The sequence below is a fragment of the Ruegeria sp. CH2 genome, assembly GCF_056537065.1.
This window is the reverse complement of record NZ_JBQFQV010000022.1, coordinates 25,404-42,995: the sequence shown is the minus strand read 5'-3', so window position 1 is coordinate 42,995 and position 17,592 is coordinate 25,404. Positions and strand designations below refer to the sequence as shown.

Here is a 17,592-nt window from a genome sequence, read left to right as displayed (position 1 = left end):
CGCAGACGCCGGTCGGGGCAAAAAAAGCTTGTCCGGTGAGCAGAGTAAGGCGATCTTCACGTCAGACGGCATGCCACTTGGGGAATGTCGGGGGAAAGCTATTTATTCCCTTCTACAAGCTCGAAAGCGAACGAAATAATGTTGGGAATGGTTTAGGCCTTGCGCTAGTGAAAGCTATAGCCGATCATCATTCAGCACTCTTAGAGGCTGCTAACAACTCACCCGGGTTGAGAGTCGCTCTTCGGTTCGAAACTGCGTAGTCTAGCTTATTTGTGAGGTGCGGGTCATCCCAATGTTTGACTATAGCTTTTCTCGGCATTGCCATTTGTGGACAGCCCCACAAGCATTCAAATAGTCTAGGGTTAGGGTGCATTGATTTTCGCCACTCAGCGTGATTCACGGCTCCGATTGTCAATGGCATCTCAAATTTCCCCAAAACGGGCAGGCTAAAATTCCCCAGTTTGGCGGTTTCGGTTGTCAGCCGGTTTATTGACTTGCAGCCCCGTTTTTTGGTGGACGAACAACATGATCCGCGGTATTTGTTCAACTTTCGGGTTTAAATCCGGCCCCGGTCAGGGCAAGTCGTTCATCGACCGAGTGATGACTGCTGTCGACATACCAGGCCTTGGCCAGAGCATCACGGCGCTGGTCGCCGCCAGAGCCGGATTGGTGGAACAGATCAAGCAACTGGATCGTGTCTTGCATGAGTTCGCTCACCAATCGTCGGCCTGCAGGCAGCTCATGAGCATCCCTGGCGTTGGCGTTCAAACTTCCGCTGCTTTCGCAGCGGCCATTAATCAAGCTGACCGCTTCCGACAATCCCGCACCGTCGGTGCCTACTTCGGACTGGTCCCCAGGCGTTACCAGTCGGGGGAAATCGACTGGACGGGACGCATCACCACGCAGGGCGAAAGTATGGTACGCAAGTTGCTATACGAAGCGGCCAACTCGATCCTGACGCGCAGTCGTGGCAACTTCGCCCTCAAAACCTGGGCCCAGAAGATCGCCAAACGTCGAGGTCTGAGAAAGGCACGCGTGGCACTCGCTAGACGGCTTGCTGTCATCATGCACGCGATGCTGCGTGACGGTACTTTGTTCGAAGCGTGAGATGAGATAGAAATCAATTGCCAGCGGTGAAGCCGGAAAGCTTATCCGAGGGTGGTGTCCCGAGAGGGGAGGCAGGGACGAACGATCTGCAAAGGTTACCGGATGGGCCTAGGAACCCGCTTCGACTCAATGCAACGTTCGGCCTTGTGAAACCCGATACAGCACGGTTGCCTTACAGCAATCAGTGCGGACAGATCCTTGAAACCCTCAAGGGAAACACCGCCGAGCTCCATAAATTACAGATCCTGACCCTAGATGTACCCAGCCCTGCTTGGTTCGGAGTCAGCAGGGCTGGGTCGCCGCAATATCGTATCTCCCCGGCATTCGATTTCGCGGCGTTGACCGTTTATTGCGAGAATAACTGATAAGTTCCCAATCGTCTTTGACCCGGAGGTTAACACTACGGTATTGTCTCTTTGTTATTCTTGTGACACGCGATACTTGAGCAGTTTCGGTTAGCTAAATTTGTATTAAATTATCACAAATAATTAATAATGACAATCTTTTGCGTGTCGCTTGCGCAAACTTTTGTGGGGCATATGATTATCGCTTCGCGCCTATTGTCCACACGTATCGTTTTGGGATACCCCATGCCACGACAAACACGATCCAATGTGGCCACGACATCCTCACCTCGATAGCTGAAGCGTGGATCTATAACAGGACAATAGCGTGAGAAGGTGTCTACAACCGTCAGGATGCGAAGCTTGCGCCCAGTAGCCAGTTGGTCATGCACAAAGTCCATTGCCCAAACATCGTTCGCGCAAACAGCATCTGCGCGGTCTTATCGCAGTTTGGCTTTCACGCGCCTCTTGGGTGACTTGTTTCGAAGCTGCAGACCCATTTCCTTGTAAATCCTGTAGACGCTCTTGGGATTCACTTCCCAACCTTCTCGTCGCAGCACATAGTGCACGCGTCGATGTCCATATCGAACACGCGTCTCGCAAATCTCCGTTATTCGGGCTTTTTTAAACTGGCCGGATTGAACTGCGCCGGGTTTGCCGGAGGCTCCGACTCTTGAGTAGGATGGAGTATCATGAGCAAGACAACGAACAAGTATTCCCGAACGCCGTCGATGATCTCGCGCTTACGATCCGACCTCAGAGCTTTCGTTTGACGACATCCTGAAGCATTTCCTTGTCGAGCATTAGATTGGCGACAATTTTCTTCAGCCGCCGGTTCTCATCTTCCAACTCCCTCAGCTTCTTCATCTCGGACGGCATCAGACCTGCGTACTTCTTCTTCCAGTTGAAGTACGTCGCTTGGCTGATCCCAGCCTTGCGGCAAATCTCCGCAACCGGCGTACCTTCCTCGCCCAGCTTTACAATGCGCTGTAAGACCGCATGTCTTTTTCCAGCGGCGCACGCATGATGGTTCAGCCTGTATCCTGATCGCATGGCAGCAAGTGCCGTCGATCTGCGATGGAGGAAGGCATGACGAAAGAACAACCGACGATCCATGTCGGGATCGACGTTTCGAAGGGCAAGCTGGCAGTTGCAATCGCCGGTGGTGGGGTGCGTGACGAAGTTCTCATCTTGGGCACCTTTGAGAACGCCCCTGCCAGCGTCGACCGGCTGCTCAAAAAACTTTCCGGGCGTGGGGCGCCTGTCTCGATATGCTATGAAGCGGGGCCTACGGGATATGGCCTTTATTGGCAGGTGCGCGCGTTCGGTTTCGAATGCTGTGTTGTCGCGCCCTCGTTGATTCCGGTTCGTGCCGGTGAGCGCATAAAGACAGACCGGTTGGATGCCATTCGACTGGCCCGCCTCTTGCGTGCCGGAGAACTGACGCCGATCTGGGTTCCTGATGAAACGCATGAGGCGATGCGCGACCTGGTTCGGGCTCGGGAAAGCGCGGCAGAGGACCAGCGGCACAAACGCCATCTCGTTTCGGCGTTCATACTGCGCCATGGGCGAATCTATCATCGGACTAAGCCGTGGACGATGCGGTATCACAGGTGGCTGCAAAGCCAGAGCTTCGATCATCCGGCGGATCAAATCGCCCTTCAGGAGATGCTGCATGCTGAGCGCAATGCCACCGAACGCCTGGACCGGCTGACCGGACATATCGAAGCTCTCGTGCCGGAATGGGACCTCGCCCCGGCTGTGAATGCGCTGCAGGCCTTGCGGGGTGTGGCGCTTATAAGTGCCGTTACCTTCATGGCCGAGATCGGGGACGTGCGCCGGTTTGAAACGCCGGTAAAACTGATGGCTTATCTGGGGCTTGTGCCAAGCGAATACTCAACAGGAAAAACGACCAAGCGTGGCGGGATTACCCGGGCGGGCAACTCCCGCGTTCGTCACAAGCTGATCGAAGGTGCCTGGACCTATCGCCTACAAGCCCGACCGGGCGTCAGCAAGCTATACATCCTTCAAGACCAGTCGGCTGAGGTGCAGGATATTGCCTGGGAAGCACAATCACGTTTGACGGCTCGATATCGAAAACTCAGCCAACGGGGCAAGAAATCCACAGTCATCACCACTGCCATCGCAAGGGAAATGGCCGCCTTCATGTGGGACATCGCCCGCCGCACCATGCCTGCCTGTTAGCCGCGGCCGACATGCGCCCAATGGCGGGCGCGAGGTTAACGGCAGGGGAATATCCGACACTCGCTTTGAGGCCAACACGAGTTGATTCCCGTTGTAAGATAGGAAGAGTCCCGAGACGCACATTCGGTCATGCGGTATCCAACCCGCGCATCAGAGCTTGTTTACCGACGTCTTCCTTGAAGATGGACGCGTGGAACTGGATTCCAGCAGCGTCGAGCGCACAATCCGCCCAATCGCCATAGGCCGCAAAAACTGGATGTTCGCAGGTTCCGAGGGCGGCGGCAAAGCCATGGCCATCGCATTCACTCTGATCGAAACCGCCAAATTGAACGGCGTAGATCCGCATGCCTGGCTCACTCGAACACTGACCGCTATCGCAAACGGGCATAAACAGTCCAACATCAGCAGCCTGATGCCCTGGAGTTACGCCGCAGACGTGTGATCGGCGCACCGCTTACAATGAACGCCTTCTGCGCGTCCGTGAACTTCGACGCTTTCATCGTCTTCGCTCCTTCCCAACCAAAGGAAAATACGAGCGAAAAACTCTAACTACAAACGGCAGGAAAATCGGGTTTCAGAGCACAGGTGGGTCAGTTCTCTTGAACTAGTAGCACGTCAACTTTCTCGAACTACGGCAGTAATACTGCCATCTTCGAAATATAGCCTACGTTCATCAGCAGGGTAACCCCAGAGCGCGGTGGAGAAAATTTTCTGTTCTTCAAAATCAATGACTAAGGTAACGATGTCGCCTAGGCATTGTTCGTGGCATACGGCGCAGATCAATCCCGGGCGAAGTTCACGACAGCGATATGGGATGCTATCGTTGCGGTTAGAAATCCATCCGTCCTGTCCGACCGCCCAGTAACTAGCTTTGCCATCGTGAAATCTGATGACAAAGCGCAATCCATCGGAACAAAGGTAGTCGAGTGTCAGGCCACTTAACTTATCCACAATGAGGTCCACCTGAGCAACATCTCGATCGCTTGCCATTTTCCAACCTATGCCTTAATTTCTACGGGTCGATGCAAACGTCACATGCGCTCCTTCGCCCTCGAGTTGCAACTTGCCCTCACTTTTCAATTAACCCTCGCAGAAAAAATTGTGTTTTTCTGTAGTTCCGGTGGATGACAAATTCTACAAGCCCGTGTTGCACAAATCGGATATTGACCGGACTTCCCCTTTCCCCGGACAGACCTATCCTACGGGCACCGTGACGGGTGTGCTAAGAGCGATGTAGCTGTTGAGCACGGCCACACGGACCTGGATTTTCGCGACCTGCCGGTCGAAGTCTCTTGCCATCAATGATTGGCCGAGGAGTTTGATGCAGTTCATCTTGCTTTCGACGCGGCTTCGGCGGTGGTATCCGCTCCACCGTCGCCAGATAGCGCGGCCCAGGTATCGCGAGGCGTTTACCGCTTCGTTCCGGGCGATGGCGCCGGCGCTCGTGGCCTTCCACGGCTTCGCGTTCTTGCGAGGGGGTATGACGGTATGTGCATTGCGGGCGGCAATGGCGTCATAGCACCTGCGCGTGCTATAGGCACCGTCGGCGGTCACTGACCCGATGTCCTGATTGGGTGGGATTTGATCGAGCAGGTCCGGCAACACGGGCACGTCACCAACATTGCTGGTCGTGACCTCGACGGCCCGCTCCTCCAGCGTGTCCTCGTCAATTCCGATGTGTATCTTGCGCCAAATCCGACGTTTCGGGCCGCCATGCTTGCGAGCGTTCCATTCACCTTCGCCCTCGGACTTGATGCCGGTGCTATCGATCAGAAGGTTCAGCGGGCCGGTGCCACGATAGGGTAGGCTCACGTTCAGTGTCTTCTGGTGGCGGCACAAGGTGCCGAAATCCGGCACTGCCCAGCCCAATCCCACCAACCGCAGTAAGCTTTCGACGAAACCCGTGGTCTGCCGGAGCGGCATGCCAAGCAGCACCTTCAGGGTCAGGCAGGTCTGGATCGCGGCATTGCTAGAACGCCGTTGGCGGCCGCGCTTGCCGCTTGGTGGGGGCGCCCACACCATCTCGGGAACAAACCAGATCGAAAGCGATCCGCGTTGCCTCAAGCTGTCATTCTAGGACGACCAGTTCGTGGTTCTGTATTTCGTGGAGACCCAACTACTCATTCCATCCAGTTTTAACGCTGGAGTCACACAGTGAATACCTGACAGGATTTGTGCAACAAAGCCGTGGAGCAGGACCACTTGTTGGTTGCTCACGTTATCATTCACTCCGTGAACCATGAAAGAACAGCATCATCAATTGGGTTGCAGAGTTAATATTGAGCTTGCGGTAGGCTCGTCCACGCAATGTTTTGACCGTTGTTTCAGCAATACCCAGTTTAATTGCCGTCGCGGCTACAGTCATGCCAGTTGCGACACAGTCGCAAACCTCCGCTTCGCGCTCAGAAAGCTTAGAAAACTGCAAAACCCTACGCTCTCGCAAGCCTGATACGCTCGATCCGGATCCGAACTGAAAATTCTCGGAGCCAACAATTCGTTGCCTGAGTCCAATAACTTCATGCACCAGAGGTAGAAACTCGAGAAGACCTTCGTATTCTTGGTCAGTAAGCCAACCGTCGGACATACTACGAAGGAAAAAGCTTTGGTATCCGCACTGAACATCGCGTGACACAACCGCGATCCGTTCGAGAATACCAAACTGATCGTATAATGGCTTTGCCGGGTCACCATTTACGGGGCGCCCGCGTTCCAGTCTGACTCCATCTACCGGAGCAGTCCGAATATCTTCGAGGATAGGATCGATCAGTTCAGGCTGGTTAACTATTACAGCACCGTGCCGGCGCAACCAAAAGTCGCCAACTTGGCCTGACCAGACGGAATGAACTGCCCTCGGTTGTCTTAGGTCAGGAAAATAGAAAACACAGAAATTTCTGATAGTTGCAATGTCCGATACACACTCAAGTACGACCTGACCAAAATCATCCCGCAACACAGCGGCAAGTAGTGCTGCACTATTGGTCGGATGACGGGTTTCTTTGACAATTTTCTCAGCTATCTGGCTCAATGTAGAATATCCATTCTCGCAGATTCAACGTGGCGATCCATGTCCACATGTTTCTCAGTAACCCACACGCATGAAAAAATGGTTGGCCATCCCGCCTTATTCATGCCTTAGATGGTCTGCGACTAGAACCATCAACTGGGCTGCCGAAGTTACGTTTAGCTTTCGGTAAGCACGGCGGCGCAGTGTTCTGACTGTCGTTTCGGAAATGCACAAGTCAAGTGCAGTCCCGGTGACGGTCATACCATTCAAAACATAGTCGCAAACTTGTGCTTCCCTCTTGGACAATCGCGAGAATTGCGTGGCCGGTTGTTCTCGCAGACTGGAAGCACTCGGCCCAGACACGAATTGGAAACTTCCCGATCCTAACAATCGGTGCCTCAAACCAATTAACTCATGCACAAAAACTAGAACATTACACAAAGCGTCATATTCACTATCAGAGATCCAGCCATCAGCTTTGTCACGCAGAAAAAAGGTCTTGTATCCGAACGATCTTTTTCGGGAAGCAGTAGTAACCCGTTCAATAACATTAAATTGGTCGAACATGAATTTTATCGGATCGCTATCACTAGGATGCCATCGTTCTATATGAATACCAGAGGTCGGCGATGCTCGAACATCTTCTAAAACAGGAAGGTAAAGTGCAGGATCATTTGCAATCACTGTTCCATTGCGACGCAACCAATAATCATCAATCCGACCGGCCCAGACAGATTGAACCGGCTTCGGATGTGTTAAGTCCGGAAAATAGAATACACTTAGATTGGCGATGGTCGCGGTTCTCGAAACATATTCCAGAACCGCTTCGCCAAAGTTGTCACCAAAAATCTCTGCAACCAGTGCCGTTTGCCCGAACATGGCTTGCTCTCTTCGATCATATCTGTAAATCATGTGGCTGTAAGGTTCAGTTACGTGCGAGTCATCCCAATGTTTGACTATAGCTTCTCTCTGAGCGCTTCGTAAGGTGTCTTTCCGTTGTGTTCGCCGTGTGGCTTTTGGAAGTTGTAGAAAGCTTCCCATTCGCCCAATCTGGCTTCCAGATCGACGTCATCTTTGTAGCTGAGTAGCAGGTAGAATTCCTGTTGGTCTGATCGATGGGATCGTTCGACTTTGCCGTTCAACTGGGGCGTTGCTCGCCGGATATAGCATGGTGATTTCCCAGATCCTCGACATGCCAATAAGCACTTCGTGCCGGTGCTTGGAAATGCCGATGGCGACCAGCAAGGTCGAAGCGATAGAATGGGTAGCGGTCATAGCTGCTGTGATCCCTGAAAACGTCCTCGTTTATGGATAGAGTTTTCCGCTAGATTTCCCTTGGCTGGGAGAGGAGCGGAAGGCGATGAAAGCATCCAAATTCACGGACGCGCAGAAGGCGTTCATCATTAAGCAAGGCGAAGACGGAACACCTGTTGCTGAGATCTGCCGGAAGGCCGGGATCAGCCAGGCAACATACTTCAATTGGAAGAAGAAGTATGCCGGGATGTTGCCGACGGACATGAAGAAGCTGCGTGAGTTGGAAGACGAGAACAGGCGGCTGAAGAAGATCGTCGCAGACTTGTCGCTGGACAAAGAGATGCTTCAGGATGTCATCAAGCGAAAGCTCTGAGGCCTGCTCGCAAGAGAACGCTGGTCGACGAGATCAGAGCTGATTGGCGGGTATCGATCCGGAGGGCCTGTGGGCTTATCCGGTTCGATCCACGGACATATCGGCACAAGTTTCGTCGACGCGACCAGGCCGCGTTAGAACAGCGGATCAAGGAGATTTGTGAGACTCGTGTGCGGTTTGGCTATCGGTGCGTCCATGTGCTTCTGCTCCTGGAGGGTTGGGAGATTAATGCGAAGAAGACGTATCGTGTTTATAAGGAGTTGGGTATGCAGTTGCGCAATAAAACCCCAAAACGCCGTGTGAAGGCAAAGCTTCGCGAAGACCGCAAACAGGCCGTGAATCCGAATGATGTTTGGGCAATGGACTTCGTGCATGATCAGTTGGCCACAGGTCGCAAGATGCGCATCCTGACAGTCGTCGACACATTCTCCCGCTACGTTCCTGTGCTGGACGCCCGGTTCAGCTACAAAGGCGAAGATGTCGTAGCGACTTTGGACCGCATTTGCCGCAAGACCGGTTATCCCAAGACGATCAGGGTCGATAATGGCAGCGAATTTGTCTCTCGGGACATGGACCTTTGGGCTTACCAGCGGGGTGTCACCATGGACTTCTCAAGGCCAGGAAAACCGACTGACAATGCTTACATCGAGGCGTTCAACAGCAAACTCCGATCCGAATGCCTGAACGCACATTGGTTCATGGGCCTTGCGGATACGGCCGAAAAGTTGGAGGCTTGGCGTAGAGACAACAACGAAGAAAGACCGCACAGCGCCATTGGGAACAACGTCCCAGCAGCGCTCATGAAATTGCCAGACGCATCCAGCCCGTCTGTGTGATCAAAGGGCGGAAAATCTAACCCCAAGCGGGGACACTTCCGGTAGCACAGCACAGACCCCCAGACTCTCGTTAAGACTTAGGGACGAGCGGGGGGGAGGTCAGACGGAAGCCAAGGCCTGTACACCACATCTGCTTGTTCTAGAAGCCAAATTTTCGTTCAAAGAAGTTTTTTTAGCGCTGAAAACAGTTGTTGCCGTTCGTCTTCCGCCAAATCAGACAGCACGCTGTCTTCTGCTTCTTGCACCTCAGGGGTCGCTTTGTCAATCAGTCTGAAACCAGCATCTGCAAGCTCAAAATATGTGAAACGCATGTCCGTAGCATCTTTCTGCCGGTAAACCAATTGCTTTTCTTCAAGGCTGTTTATGATACGGTTCATCGCAGGGGGTTCAGCACCGATTGCATCCGCAAGGGTTCGGAGGATGCAGGATTCGTTTGCCTGTATCAAATTCAAGGTTGTGAACTCCAAAGCAGATATGCCGTTTTCCTTCAAAACAGGAGTGATGGCATCTTTGAACCGCTGCGATGAGCGCCGCAGCAGAAAGCTCATGGATGTTTCAACGATGCCGGTATCCAGCTTGCCTCCTGGACTGCTCACTATTGCCCCCTTATCCCTAGCGCTCAATCATCCTCGTCAATATCACAAGAATTGTGATTTTTTGATTAGGAGACGGCTGCTACACCATTGTTGTCTGCATTCGCCAAACGGATTTGATCCGCACATGTCCGTTCATATACTACACTTGTAAATGAAAAGCCTTCTTTCAAGTCGAATCTGAGGCGTCAATACCTTTAAACCATAATCTTGATGTGTCGTAAAATACTGTGAAAAAACTGAGACGGCGTCATTCTGGAAGCAATTATCTTGTGATCTCAGCAAACATCCGAAATCCTGTAATCGTGGCGCTTTTGAATTGCTACCCCCGTATCATATTGGTGCCCTCAACACCATCCAACGTGGCCAAAGCGGATTTGAACAATTTGAACCCACCCAAGTGCCGGACACGCCGTATTATGAACCGATGAGCCTGTTCGATCAAGATATTCAAGAACTTCGACAGGACTATCTGAAATTTAGCTGAACAGCCAAAACGTCTCGGATCTTGTTTTCTTCCTGAATATCTGCAACGTTGGCACCGCTCTTGTTGATCACAATCTTCCTCGGCAATCCATTGATCTCCAACATCCTTGCGAAGAGCTTGGTGGCGGTTGGGCCGTATTGGAACAGTTGCTGTCGCCGCAGGTCAAACCGGTATCAGCTGAGGGGAGAGCTGAAAGAGTGAGTGGCGCCTGCAGCGACATTAATTAATTAATGCAATTATTAACAATAATGAAAGGGGGAATTTCCAGGTTTCCTTCGCAAATCTGAACTGTTACTTATATGGTTAACGATCAGATAAGGCGATAAAGCTAGCAACTGTATTTCTCAGGTGCTTTGAGCAATCCATATCTGACGGGATTTGACGAGCACGTTGGCAAGTGTGACGAGTTTGCGAGCAAAGACTGTTATGATGACTTTGTCTGCGGGTTGCCGCGCGCCTCCTGTCCTTAAGCTTGCCGAACATGATCTTGATCCGATTGCATCCCTTGTATCGGCATTGCCGTGTTTGACGGTGGTTTTGTGTTGCTTCCTGCCAGGGATACACGCTCGTATCCCTATGTCTTGCACGCTTCTCGGAACCGAGCGGTATTGTAGCCGCGGTGCCCGAGTAGCCAGTCAGCATTTGGCATTTTGCTGTGCAGAGCCCAAACGCCGATGTAATCACTTCTGTGGTGACGCCCAAATTGCAAGGAGTTCTAGACTCTGAAGGTGTGTGATCGAGTGCGAACTTCTGTATGGCCTATTTTTGCGAAATATCCAGAAGCCGCAGGCCGGGATGGTGATCAGCGGAGCAGGTCCAAATCTAACTTTCGAGCTTCTTACTCGCAGCGACTAACTGGTTATCCTTATCCAGATTGGACCTGTCGCGGTTTGAGGCCGCTCCTTTGATAGCATTTATTGCAGCAAAGGAGACGAACTATGGGACTGAAACGGACGGACGAATTCCGGGCTGATGCGGTGCGGATCGCGCTGACGAGCGGGCTGACACGCAAACAGGTGGCATCGGATTTGGGTGTTGGCCTTTCAACGCTGAACAAGTGGGTGACTGCGCATCGCGACACTGATGCGGTGTCGGACAAGGAGTTGGACCTTGCCCGTGAGAACGAGCGTCTTCGACGGGAGAACCGCATTCTCAAGGAGGAGAGGGATATCTTAAAAAAGGCCACAGCCTTCTTCGCGAGTCAAAAGCAATGAGGTTCAGGTTCATCGAAGAGCATGGCCGCGATTTCCCGACCAACCGTCTTTGCCAGGTTCTGAATGTCAGCGAACGAGGCTTGCGTGCCTATCGCAGCCGTCCGGCCAGCCAAAGGCAGCGGACAGACATGATTGTTCTGGCTCATATCAAGGAACAGTCGCGTCTCAGCCTGGGCAGCTATGGCCGCCTACGGATGACGGAAGAGTTGAAAGAACTGGGCCTGAACGTCGGTCATCGCCGGGTTGGCAGATTGATGCGTGAGAATGGCATCCGCGTTGAACGGTCGAAGAAATACAAGGTGACGACCGACAGCAACCACGCTTTCAACATCGCGCCGAACCTGCTGAACCGGTACTCCCATGCAAATCAACCGAACCAGAAGTGGGCCGGTGACATCAGCTATGTCTGGACGCGAGAAGGATGGCTCTACCTTGCCGTGATCCTAAATCTGCATTCCCGGCGGGTGATTGGCTGGGCGGTGAGCAATCGCATGAAGCGAGACCTGGCGATCCGGGCTTTGAAGATGGCTATCGCTTTACGCCAGCCGCCCAAGGGCTGCATCCATCATACGGACCGCGGCAGCCAATATTGCTCCCACGATTATCAGAAGCTTCTGCGGCAGCATGGCTTCCAAGTATCGATGAGCGGCAAGGGCAACTGCTATGACAACTCGGCCGTCGAGACGTTCTTCAAAACGATCAAGGCAGATCTCATCTGGCGCAGGTCGTGGCAGACGCGCAGAGACGCGGAATTGGCCATCTTCCAATACATCAACGGCTTCTACAATCCGCGCAGGCGACACTCAGCATTGGGATGGAAAAGCCCGGTCGCCTTCGAGCGGAAAGTGGCCTAAACGAGCACCCGGGGCAGCACGAAAACGCGACAGGTCCAGATCTGTTCGATCGTTTCGCCCACTCATATCAATGTCTTCTCACACTTCCGTGGCACCGGTCCTCGCAGTCTCACTTCAGCTTCATGCCGCGCCTACAAGTTCCTGGTCCTTGAAGCCCTCGTGTTTCGTAAGCATCGCCCAGATCTGCCGAGCCATTTTGTTTGCTAGCGCGATCGCGACCAACATTTTAGGCTTGCGCGCCAACATGCATGACAACCAGCCACCCTCAGCAACCGAGCGCACCCCTGTCCGTCGGTACATTCGCCGTAACCTTCCTTTTTTCACTACCATTTTCCGCGCATTCAAAGAATAGACTTACCATTTTGTCACAAGCTCAACCAAAGATCCGTAGATCAAATAATTATTTGCGTAATACAATTATCAAAGATAACATTACAGTACTGTAAGTAACCCTATGGTTGAAGGCGGGCCGATCCCAGGGTGCTAGGCATGTGCAGCTCTGCTGATTCTCGTCGGAAGGCGTTCGGTTGGAGTTGAGTCATTGATTGAGCAGAGGCTTGGATGTTTCTTTTTTGTCCTTCAGCGGAGCATGGTGTTATTCAGTCTGTCCCGGATGATCCGGCCGAGTGCTGTTTACAATCTAATTCTCAACCAGCCTTTGTCTTCAATATCGATCTCCGTCGAAGTGAGATTGACACTGACCGAGTTTTGTCACTTCGTACCAAGAACGACGGTATCCGTGGCTGGATAAGCGCCAATGCGCGGCACCTTTCTTCTACAAGTGGCCTTGCTCTTGCCGCTATGCTTTTTGTCGGACAGCCGGATACCGCCGATGCCGCCTGTCTGGTCAACGGAACCACGTCGTCGAATACGGGGACTAACGGCAACGATGTGGTCTTGTGCGACCCCGCGAATGATCCAGGTGGTTTAAATGTTTCTACGGGAAACGGAAGCGACACTGTCAATGTTCAAGGTGGTGTTGTCGTCAACAACATTCAAACATTTAGCGGCTCACGCGTCGGCAACGATCGGGTCAACGTCACCGACTCAACCGTATCTGGAAGGATAGCTACCGGAACCGGGAGGGATTTCGTCACCGTTACCAATGGGACGGTCGGATCGATCGTCGGAGGTTCGGGCGGCAAAAATATCATAATAACCAATACGACGGTAACGGGAGGTATCAACACCTCTAGCGGTGTTGATACTATCATTGTGAATGGTGCGTCGCACGTCGGTGGAAGTATATTTGCAGGATCTTCCAGGGACTTCGTCACAATCAATGGTGGCGTCATCGATGGCAGCGTATTTCTTGGCAGCACAACCGGCTTCGACAATCGCGAAAACAATTTCACGATGAGAGGCGGCACGGTCAGAGGCAATGTTCTGGGCGGGTCGCGTCAGCCAGTGAGGGGAAGCCAATTCGACAGTATTGCTCTGGGTGGTGGTGTTATCGAAGGATCGGTGTTCGCGTTTGCGGGTCATGACAGGATCAATTTGTTTGGCACAAATGTCGGTTCCAATATCGATGCAGGTGGAGGCAACGACCAGTTCACCTGGAGCAGTGGCATTCTTTCCGGGCAGTTTCTGGGCGGGGGTGGAAACGACACGGTGACCATCGGCCTGACGACCGGAAACGTCGACACGATCATTGATGGCGGGACCGGAACCGACAGTTTCCGCGTGATCAATGCCGATACCGCAGTTCAGGCTGCAACTGTCCGTGGATTTGAAAGCGCGCATTCAGGTAATTCGGTCGTCACATTCGACAGTCTGATGCTCAACGGCGTGAATGCTCCCGGTGACAATAATCTGGCGACGGTCCTGACCGTTACCGGGGGGGACGTGACCCTGGGTGGTGCCAGCGTGCTGACGGACCTTCTTGGATCGCGCAGCGCAGAGACCCTGACGGTCACCGGATCCACCGTTGTTTCCGGCTCGATCGAAGGCGCTGGCGGGAGCGATACAATCTCGGTCCTCGGTGACGCGAGCGTGCTTGGCGATGTTTTGGGCGGCGGGGCCGGACATAATGGCGGTGCCGACTCGGGCGACACGATCACGATCGCTACCACCGGCTCAGTCGGCAACGTTCTAAGCGGGGACGGGAATGATGTGTTCACATGGACCTCGGGCGCAATCACCGGATTCGTTGGGGGCGACGGTTCGGATATCGCGACGGTGACGGCGGCGCAGTACGACGGCACTCAGGTTCTGGACGGTGGTGATGATGCTGCCGTGGGGGACGGGCAGGTCGATGTACTGACGCTTGGTGGGTTCTCCGGAACGCTGAATGGCGGAAACATTGTGAACTGGGAGGTTCTGAACCTCGCAAATGCGGCGATCACGATCAACGACCTGGTCTCCGCGCAACTCAACGTCTGCGGCGGATCGACGACCGTCGGCGGGGCGAGCATGGTTGGCGATGTCGACGGCTGCATCAACGATGACGTGATCGTCATCACTGGTGATACGGTGATCGCCAACGATATCGAAGGTGCAGGTGGCTCGGACGCGATCACCATTTCCGGTAATGCATCGGTGGGTGGTGTGATCAGAGGAGACGGCGCTGGACAAGACATGTCAAATGCATCTGATACCGGTGACACAATTACGCTCAACACCACTGGTACCGTGGGCATGATCGATGCGGGGGCGGGAGCGGATACGGTAGATCTGTTTTCTGGCACCGTAACGACCGACGTCTTCGGTGGGATTGACAATGACATGATCAATCTCGATGGGGCGAGTGTAGCCGGAGTCATTGACGGGGGTGACGGCGTTGACAGGATCGACCTAATCTCGGGATCGGCCGACAGTGCGACGGGAGCCGACGGAGATGATGTGATGACGCTGAATGGTGCGACCATCGCGTCGGTCCTGGCTGGCGGACGTGGCGTCGATTTGATTTCGGTGATCGCCGGAAGCGTCGGAACCGACATTCATCTTGGAAACACCATCAACTCATCCAGCGACGCCGACACGCTGATCATGACCGGGGGCACTGTTACCGGAACCGTTTACGGGGATCGCGGTCAGGATACGATCACGTTGACGGGTGGCACCATCGGAGTGGATGTCCTGTCGAATCCGGGCGATGACATCATCACGGTGGATGGCGCCGTGATTCAGGGACAGATCGATGCGGGCCGCGGGAACGATGACATAATGTTGTTGTCCGGCACGGTGAATGAGGTCACCGGAGGAAACGATGACGACACAATCGTGCTGAACGGTGCCACCATCACCACTGACCTCAGAGGCGGTGAGGGCCAAGATGTCATCACGGTGATTTCCGGCACGGTCGGTGGCGATATCAGCCTTGGCAGAGGCAACAACAACACGACGAACGGCGATACACTCCTTCTGATGACCGGTGGCGATGTCGCCGGCAACATCTACGGCGACCGCGGCAACGACGCGATCACCATGACCGGTGGCACCGTGGCCTTGGAGGTTCGTGCCAACTTGGGCGACGATACCATCACGCTGGACGGAGGGGCGATATCCGGCGAGGTATTCGGCGGGGACGGCAATGATGTATTCACCTGGACTTCGGGCTCAACAGCCGGGTTTGACGGAGAGGACGGTTCGGACATCGCGACCGTGACAGCGGCAGCATATGATGGGACGCAAGTCCTGGATGGTGGCGATGATGCGAGTTCGGCCGACGGGTATGTTGATGCGCTGACACTGCAGGGCCTGAACATCACCACGACCTCAAGCAGCGTTCTCAACTGGGAAGCCGTATCCGTTCTTGATGGCACGGTCGATTTCGGTTCTGACCTGATCGTCGGCAGCGGAACGGGGCTGGGCCTGATCGCCGGAAGCAACGGCATCATCAGCGGTTCGGGAGATTTCAGTCTGACCGGTGATCTGGAGACACTTGCGGGCGGCACGTTCAATCACCGATCCGGTGTAGCCTCATTGATCACTGTCGTTGGAAGTGTCCGCAATGCCGGAGCAATAGACACTCAGGACGGCATCACTGGCGACTCGATTGCCGTAAGTGGCGATTATTCAGGCGGAGGCGCCCTTTGGCTGGATGTCAACGCAACCGGCGATACGGCCGATACACTGTTGATCAGCGGCGATGTCGTGGCAGGCGGCACAACGATTTTCGTTCAGGACATAACCCCGAGCCAAGCGACCGGAAATGACATCTTGCTCATCGACGTTCAGGGCGCGACGAGTACCGGGGATTTCCAGTTGGCAGGCGGAACCGTGACCCTCGGCAATATAGTGTATGAATTGAACCTGGTTGGATCTCAGTGGCTTCTACAGTTTCTGGAACTCGCGCTGTCGCCGTCGAATGTCGTGTACGAGGTCTATCCGCAGAATCTGCATGCACTCAACAAATTGCAAGGGCACCACAGACGCGTTCAGGGGCGTACCTGGCTGGCTGGCAGCGATCCGCTGTGTGACACTGCAAGAGAGGCGTCAACCGAGAGCGATCCGTTGTGTCGGGACGCCGGATTTTGGATGAAGGCCTCTGGTGCGGTTTCCGATCTGGATCCGGAATTCTCGACAACCGAGAGGGACTTTGGGACCTCCGACATCGACTACGACATGCGTTCCACGCGGGTTGAGCTGGGCTTCGACACATTGCTTGGCGAATACGACAATGGAAAGCTCGCCGGCGGTGTCTGGGCCTTCCACGGATCCGCGTCCTTGTCCGGCTCCTCTTCGGTCGCAAACGGCAATGTCGATACCGATGCCACCGGCGTTGGCGCAAGCCTGACCTGGTATGAGGACTCGGGCTTCTACGCGGACGCGCAGTTGCAGTATGCAGAGTTCAAGAGCGGCCTGTCTTCTGACCGGACGCGACTGGTCACGGATAACAAAGGTTCCGGTTACGCGGCGTCGCTCGAGATCGGCAAGACTTTTGCACTGAGCCCATCTGTTTCGCTTACGCCTGAGTTGCAGTACCTGCATTACGAGGTCGATTTTGACCAGTTCACTGGCGCAGGCGGTGAACAGGTCTACCTTGAAGATGGCAGCACTTCCGAGCTCCGGTTGGGCGGAACGCTGGAGTATCGGACTGGCACCATCGGAGCGATGAATAATCGGCTTTACGCAACGGCGAACGTCTTTCGCATGATCGATGCGACAACTGTCGTCAATTCTGCCGGCTCACCCTTGACCAATGAAATCCGCCCCTGGCGCGGAGAAATCGGGTTTGGTGGCTCGCACGAATGGGTCGGGGCAAGCGGTTCGCGCTCCGCGATATATGGCGAGGTGACAGCCAGTTCCGAATTCGGGTCGGGCTGGAGCTCGGGCAACACGCTGAGCGGCAGCGTCGGTTTTAAGATTGAGTTCTAAGC

Annotated in this window: 11 protein-coding genes and 5 pseudogenes; 6 read left to right on the top strand and 10 right to left on the bottom strand. The window is 54.0% G+C overall.

Annotation, left to right across the window (positions count from 1 at the left end; all coding sequences use genetic code 11):
• The first annotated feature begins 525 nt into the window (after nt 1–525).
• Nucleotides 526–1,107, top strand: a complete 582-nt coding sequence (locus tag ACR0M9_RS19635) for an IS110 family RNA-guided transposase (RefSeq protein ID WP_480547185.1) — start codon at nt 526–528, stop codon at nt 1,105–1,107.
• A 544-nt stretch (nt 1,108–1,651) separates the two neighbouring features.
• On the opposite strand, the pseudogene ACR0M9_RS19630 reads toward ACR0M9_RS19635, so the two are convergent.
• A pseudogene (locus ACR0M9_RS19630) lies at nt 1,652–2,435 on the bottom strand (transposase); the annotation flags it as partial.
• Nucleotides 2,436–2,540: 105 nt separating this feature from the next.
• Between ACR0M9_RS19630 and ACR0M9_RS19625 the strand changes: the two are divergent.
• Nucleotides 2,541–3,656, top strand: coding sequence for an IS110 family RNA-guided transposase (locus ACR0M9_RS19625; RefSeq protein ID WP_480774438.1), 1,116 nt, complete (start codon nt 2,541–2,543; stop codon nt 3,654–3,656).
• A gap of 172 nt (nt 3,657–3,828) precedes the next feature.
• Nucleotides 3,829–4,098 (top strand): annotated as a pseudogene (locus ACR0M9_RS19620) (transposase domain-containing protein); the annotation flags it as partial.
• 173 nt (nt 4,099–4,271) lie between these two features.
• Here the strand turns inward: ACR0M9_RS19620 and ACR0M9_RS19615 are convergent.
• The 5 genes and pseudogenes from ACR0M9_RS19615 to ACR0M9_RS19595 all read right to left on the bottom strand — a co-directional run.
• Complete coding sequence (locus ACR0M9_RS19615; RefSeq protein WP_480774437.1) at nt 4,272–4,646, bottom strand: hypothetical protein; 375 nt, start codon at nt 4,644–4,646, stop codon at nt 4,272–4,274.
• 204 nt (nt 4,647–4,850) lie between these two features.
• Nucleotides 4,851–5,720, bottom strand: coding sequence for an IS5 family transposase (locus ACR0M9_RS19610; RefSeq protein WP_480774436.1), 870 nt, complete (start codon nt 5,718–5,720; stop codon nt 4,851–4,853).
• A 157-nt stretch (nt 5,721–5,877) separates the two neighbouring features.
• A complete protein-coding gene (locus ACR0M9_RS19605) occupies nt 5,878–6,681 on the bottom strand; it encodes a helix-turn-helix transcriptional regulator (RefSeq protein ID WP_480774435.1) in 804 nt (267 codons plus the stop codon).
• Nucleotides 6,682–6,777: 96 nt separating this feature from the next.
• On the bottom strand, nt 6,778–7,572 hold the full coding sequence (locus tag ACR0M9_RS19600; RefSeq protein ID WP_480774434.1) for a helix-turn-helix transcriptional regulator: 795 nt from the start codon (nt 7,570–7,572) through the stop codon (nt 6,778–6,780).
• Nucleotides 7,573–7,616: 44 nt separating this feature from the next.
• A pseudogene (locus ACR0M9_RS19595) lies at nt 7,617–7,954 on the bottom strand (integrase core domain-containing protein); the annotation flags it as partial.
• A 66-nt stretch (nt 7,955–8,020) separates the two neighbouring features.
• Here ACR0M9_RS19595 and ACR0M9_RS19590 point away from each other — a divergent pair.
• Nucleotides 8,021–9,123 (top strand): IS3 family transposase gene (locus tag ACR0M9_RS19590; RefSeq protein ID WP_480774433.1). Its coding sequence is split into 2 segments (ribosomal slippage): nt 8,021–8,282 and nt 8,282–9,123, totalling 1,104 coding nucleotides; the frame shifts between segments, so codons are not numbered across the junction.
• 158 nt (nt 9,124–9,281) lie between these two features.
• On the opposite strand, the gene ACR0M9_RS19585 is transcribed toward ACR0M9_RS19590, so the two are convergent.
• On the bottom strand, nt 9,282–9,671 hold the full coding sequence (locus ACR0M9_RS19585) for a MarR family winged helix-turn-helix transcriptional regulator (protein WP_480547171.1): 390 nt from the start codon (nt 9,669–9,671) through the stop codon (nt 9,282–9,284).
• Between the two features lie 973 nt (nt 9,672–10,644).
• A pseudogene (locus ACR0M9_RS19580) lies at nt 10,645–10,888 on the bottom strand (IS5/IS1182 family transposase); the annotation flags it as partial.
• A 253-nt stretch (nt 10,889–11,141) separates the two neighbouring features.
• Between ACR0M9_RS19580 and ACR0M9_RS19575 the strand changes: the two are divergent.
• A protein-coding gene (locus ACR0M9_RS19575) for an IS3 family transposase (RefSeq protein ID WP_480774432.1) occupies nt 11,142–12,271 on the top strand; the annotation gives its coding sequence in 2 pieces (ribosomal slippage) (nt 11,142–11,385 and nt 11,385–12,271; 1,131 coding nt in all).
• Between the two features lie 120 nt (nt 12,272–12,391).
• On the opposite strand, the pseudogene ACR0M9_RS19570 reads toward ACR0M9_RS19575, so the two are convergent.
• Nucleotides 12,392–12,535: pseudogene (locus ACR0M9_RS19570) on the bottom strand (IS110 family RNA-guided transposase); the annotation flags it as partial.
• A gap of 783 nt (nt 12,536–13,318) precedes the next feature.
• The gene (locus ACR0M9_RS19565; RefSeq protein ID WP_480774431.1) at nt 13,319–13,756 is read right to left on the bottom strand and encodes a hypothetical protein; all 438 of its coding nucleotides are present in this window, start codon (nt 13,754–13,756) and stop codon (nt 13,319–13,321) included.
• A 12-nt stretch (nt 13,757–13,768) separates the two neighbouring features.
• Here ACR0M9_RS19565 and ACR0M9_RS19560 point away from each other — a divergent pair, with 12 nt between their 5' ends.
• On the top strand, nt 13,769–17,590 hold the full coding sequence (locus ACR0M9_RS19560) for an autotransporter outer membrane beta-barrel domain-containing protein (RefSeq protein WP_480774430.1): 3,822 nt from the start codon (nt 13,769–13,771) through the stop codon (nt 17,588–17,590).
• Nucleotides 17,591–17,592 lie beyond the last annotated feature (2 nt).

Bases quoted from the DNA above. Each gene is read 5' to 3' on its own strand.
- ACR0M9_RS19625 (WP_480774438.1), top strand. From the start codon at position 2,541: ATGACGAAAGAACAACCGACGATCCATGTCGGGATCGACGTTTCGAAG.
- ACR0M9_RS19600 (WP_480774434.1), bottom strand. From the start codon at position 7,572: ATGATTTACAGATATGATCGAAGAGAGCAAGCCATGTTCGGGCAAACG.
- ACR0M9_RS19585 (WP_480547171.1), bottom strand. From the start codon at position 9,671: ATGAGCTTTCTGCTGCGGCGCTCATCGCAGCGGTTCAAAGATGCCATC.
- ACR0M9_RS19635 (WP_480547185.1), top strand. From the start codon at position 526: ATGATCCGCGGTATTTGTTCAACTTTCGGGTTTAAATCCGGCCCCGGT.
- ACR0M9_RS19565 (WP_480774431.1), bottom strand. From the start codon at position 13,756: ATGACCCGCAAACGCGAACACCGATCCTTCGATAACACCACCACCCAG.
- ACR0M9_RS19615 (WP_480774437.1), bottom strand. From the start codon at position 4,646: ATGGCAAGCGATCGAGATGTTGCTCAGGTGGACCTCATTGTGGATAAG.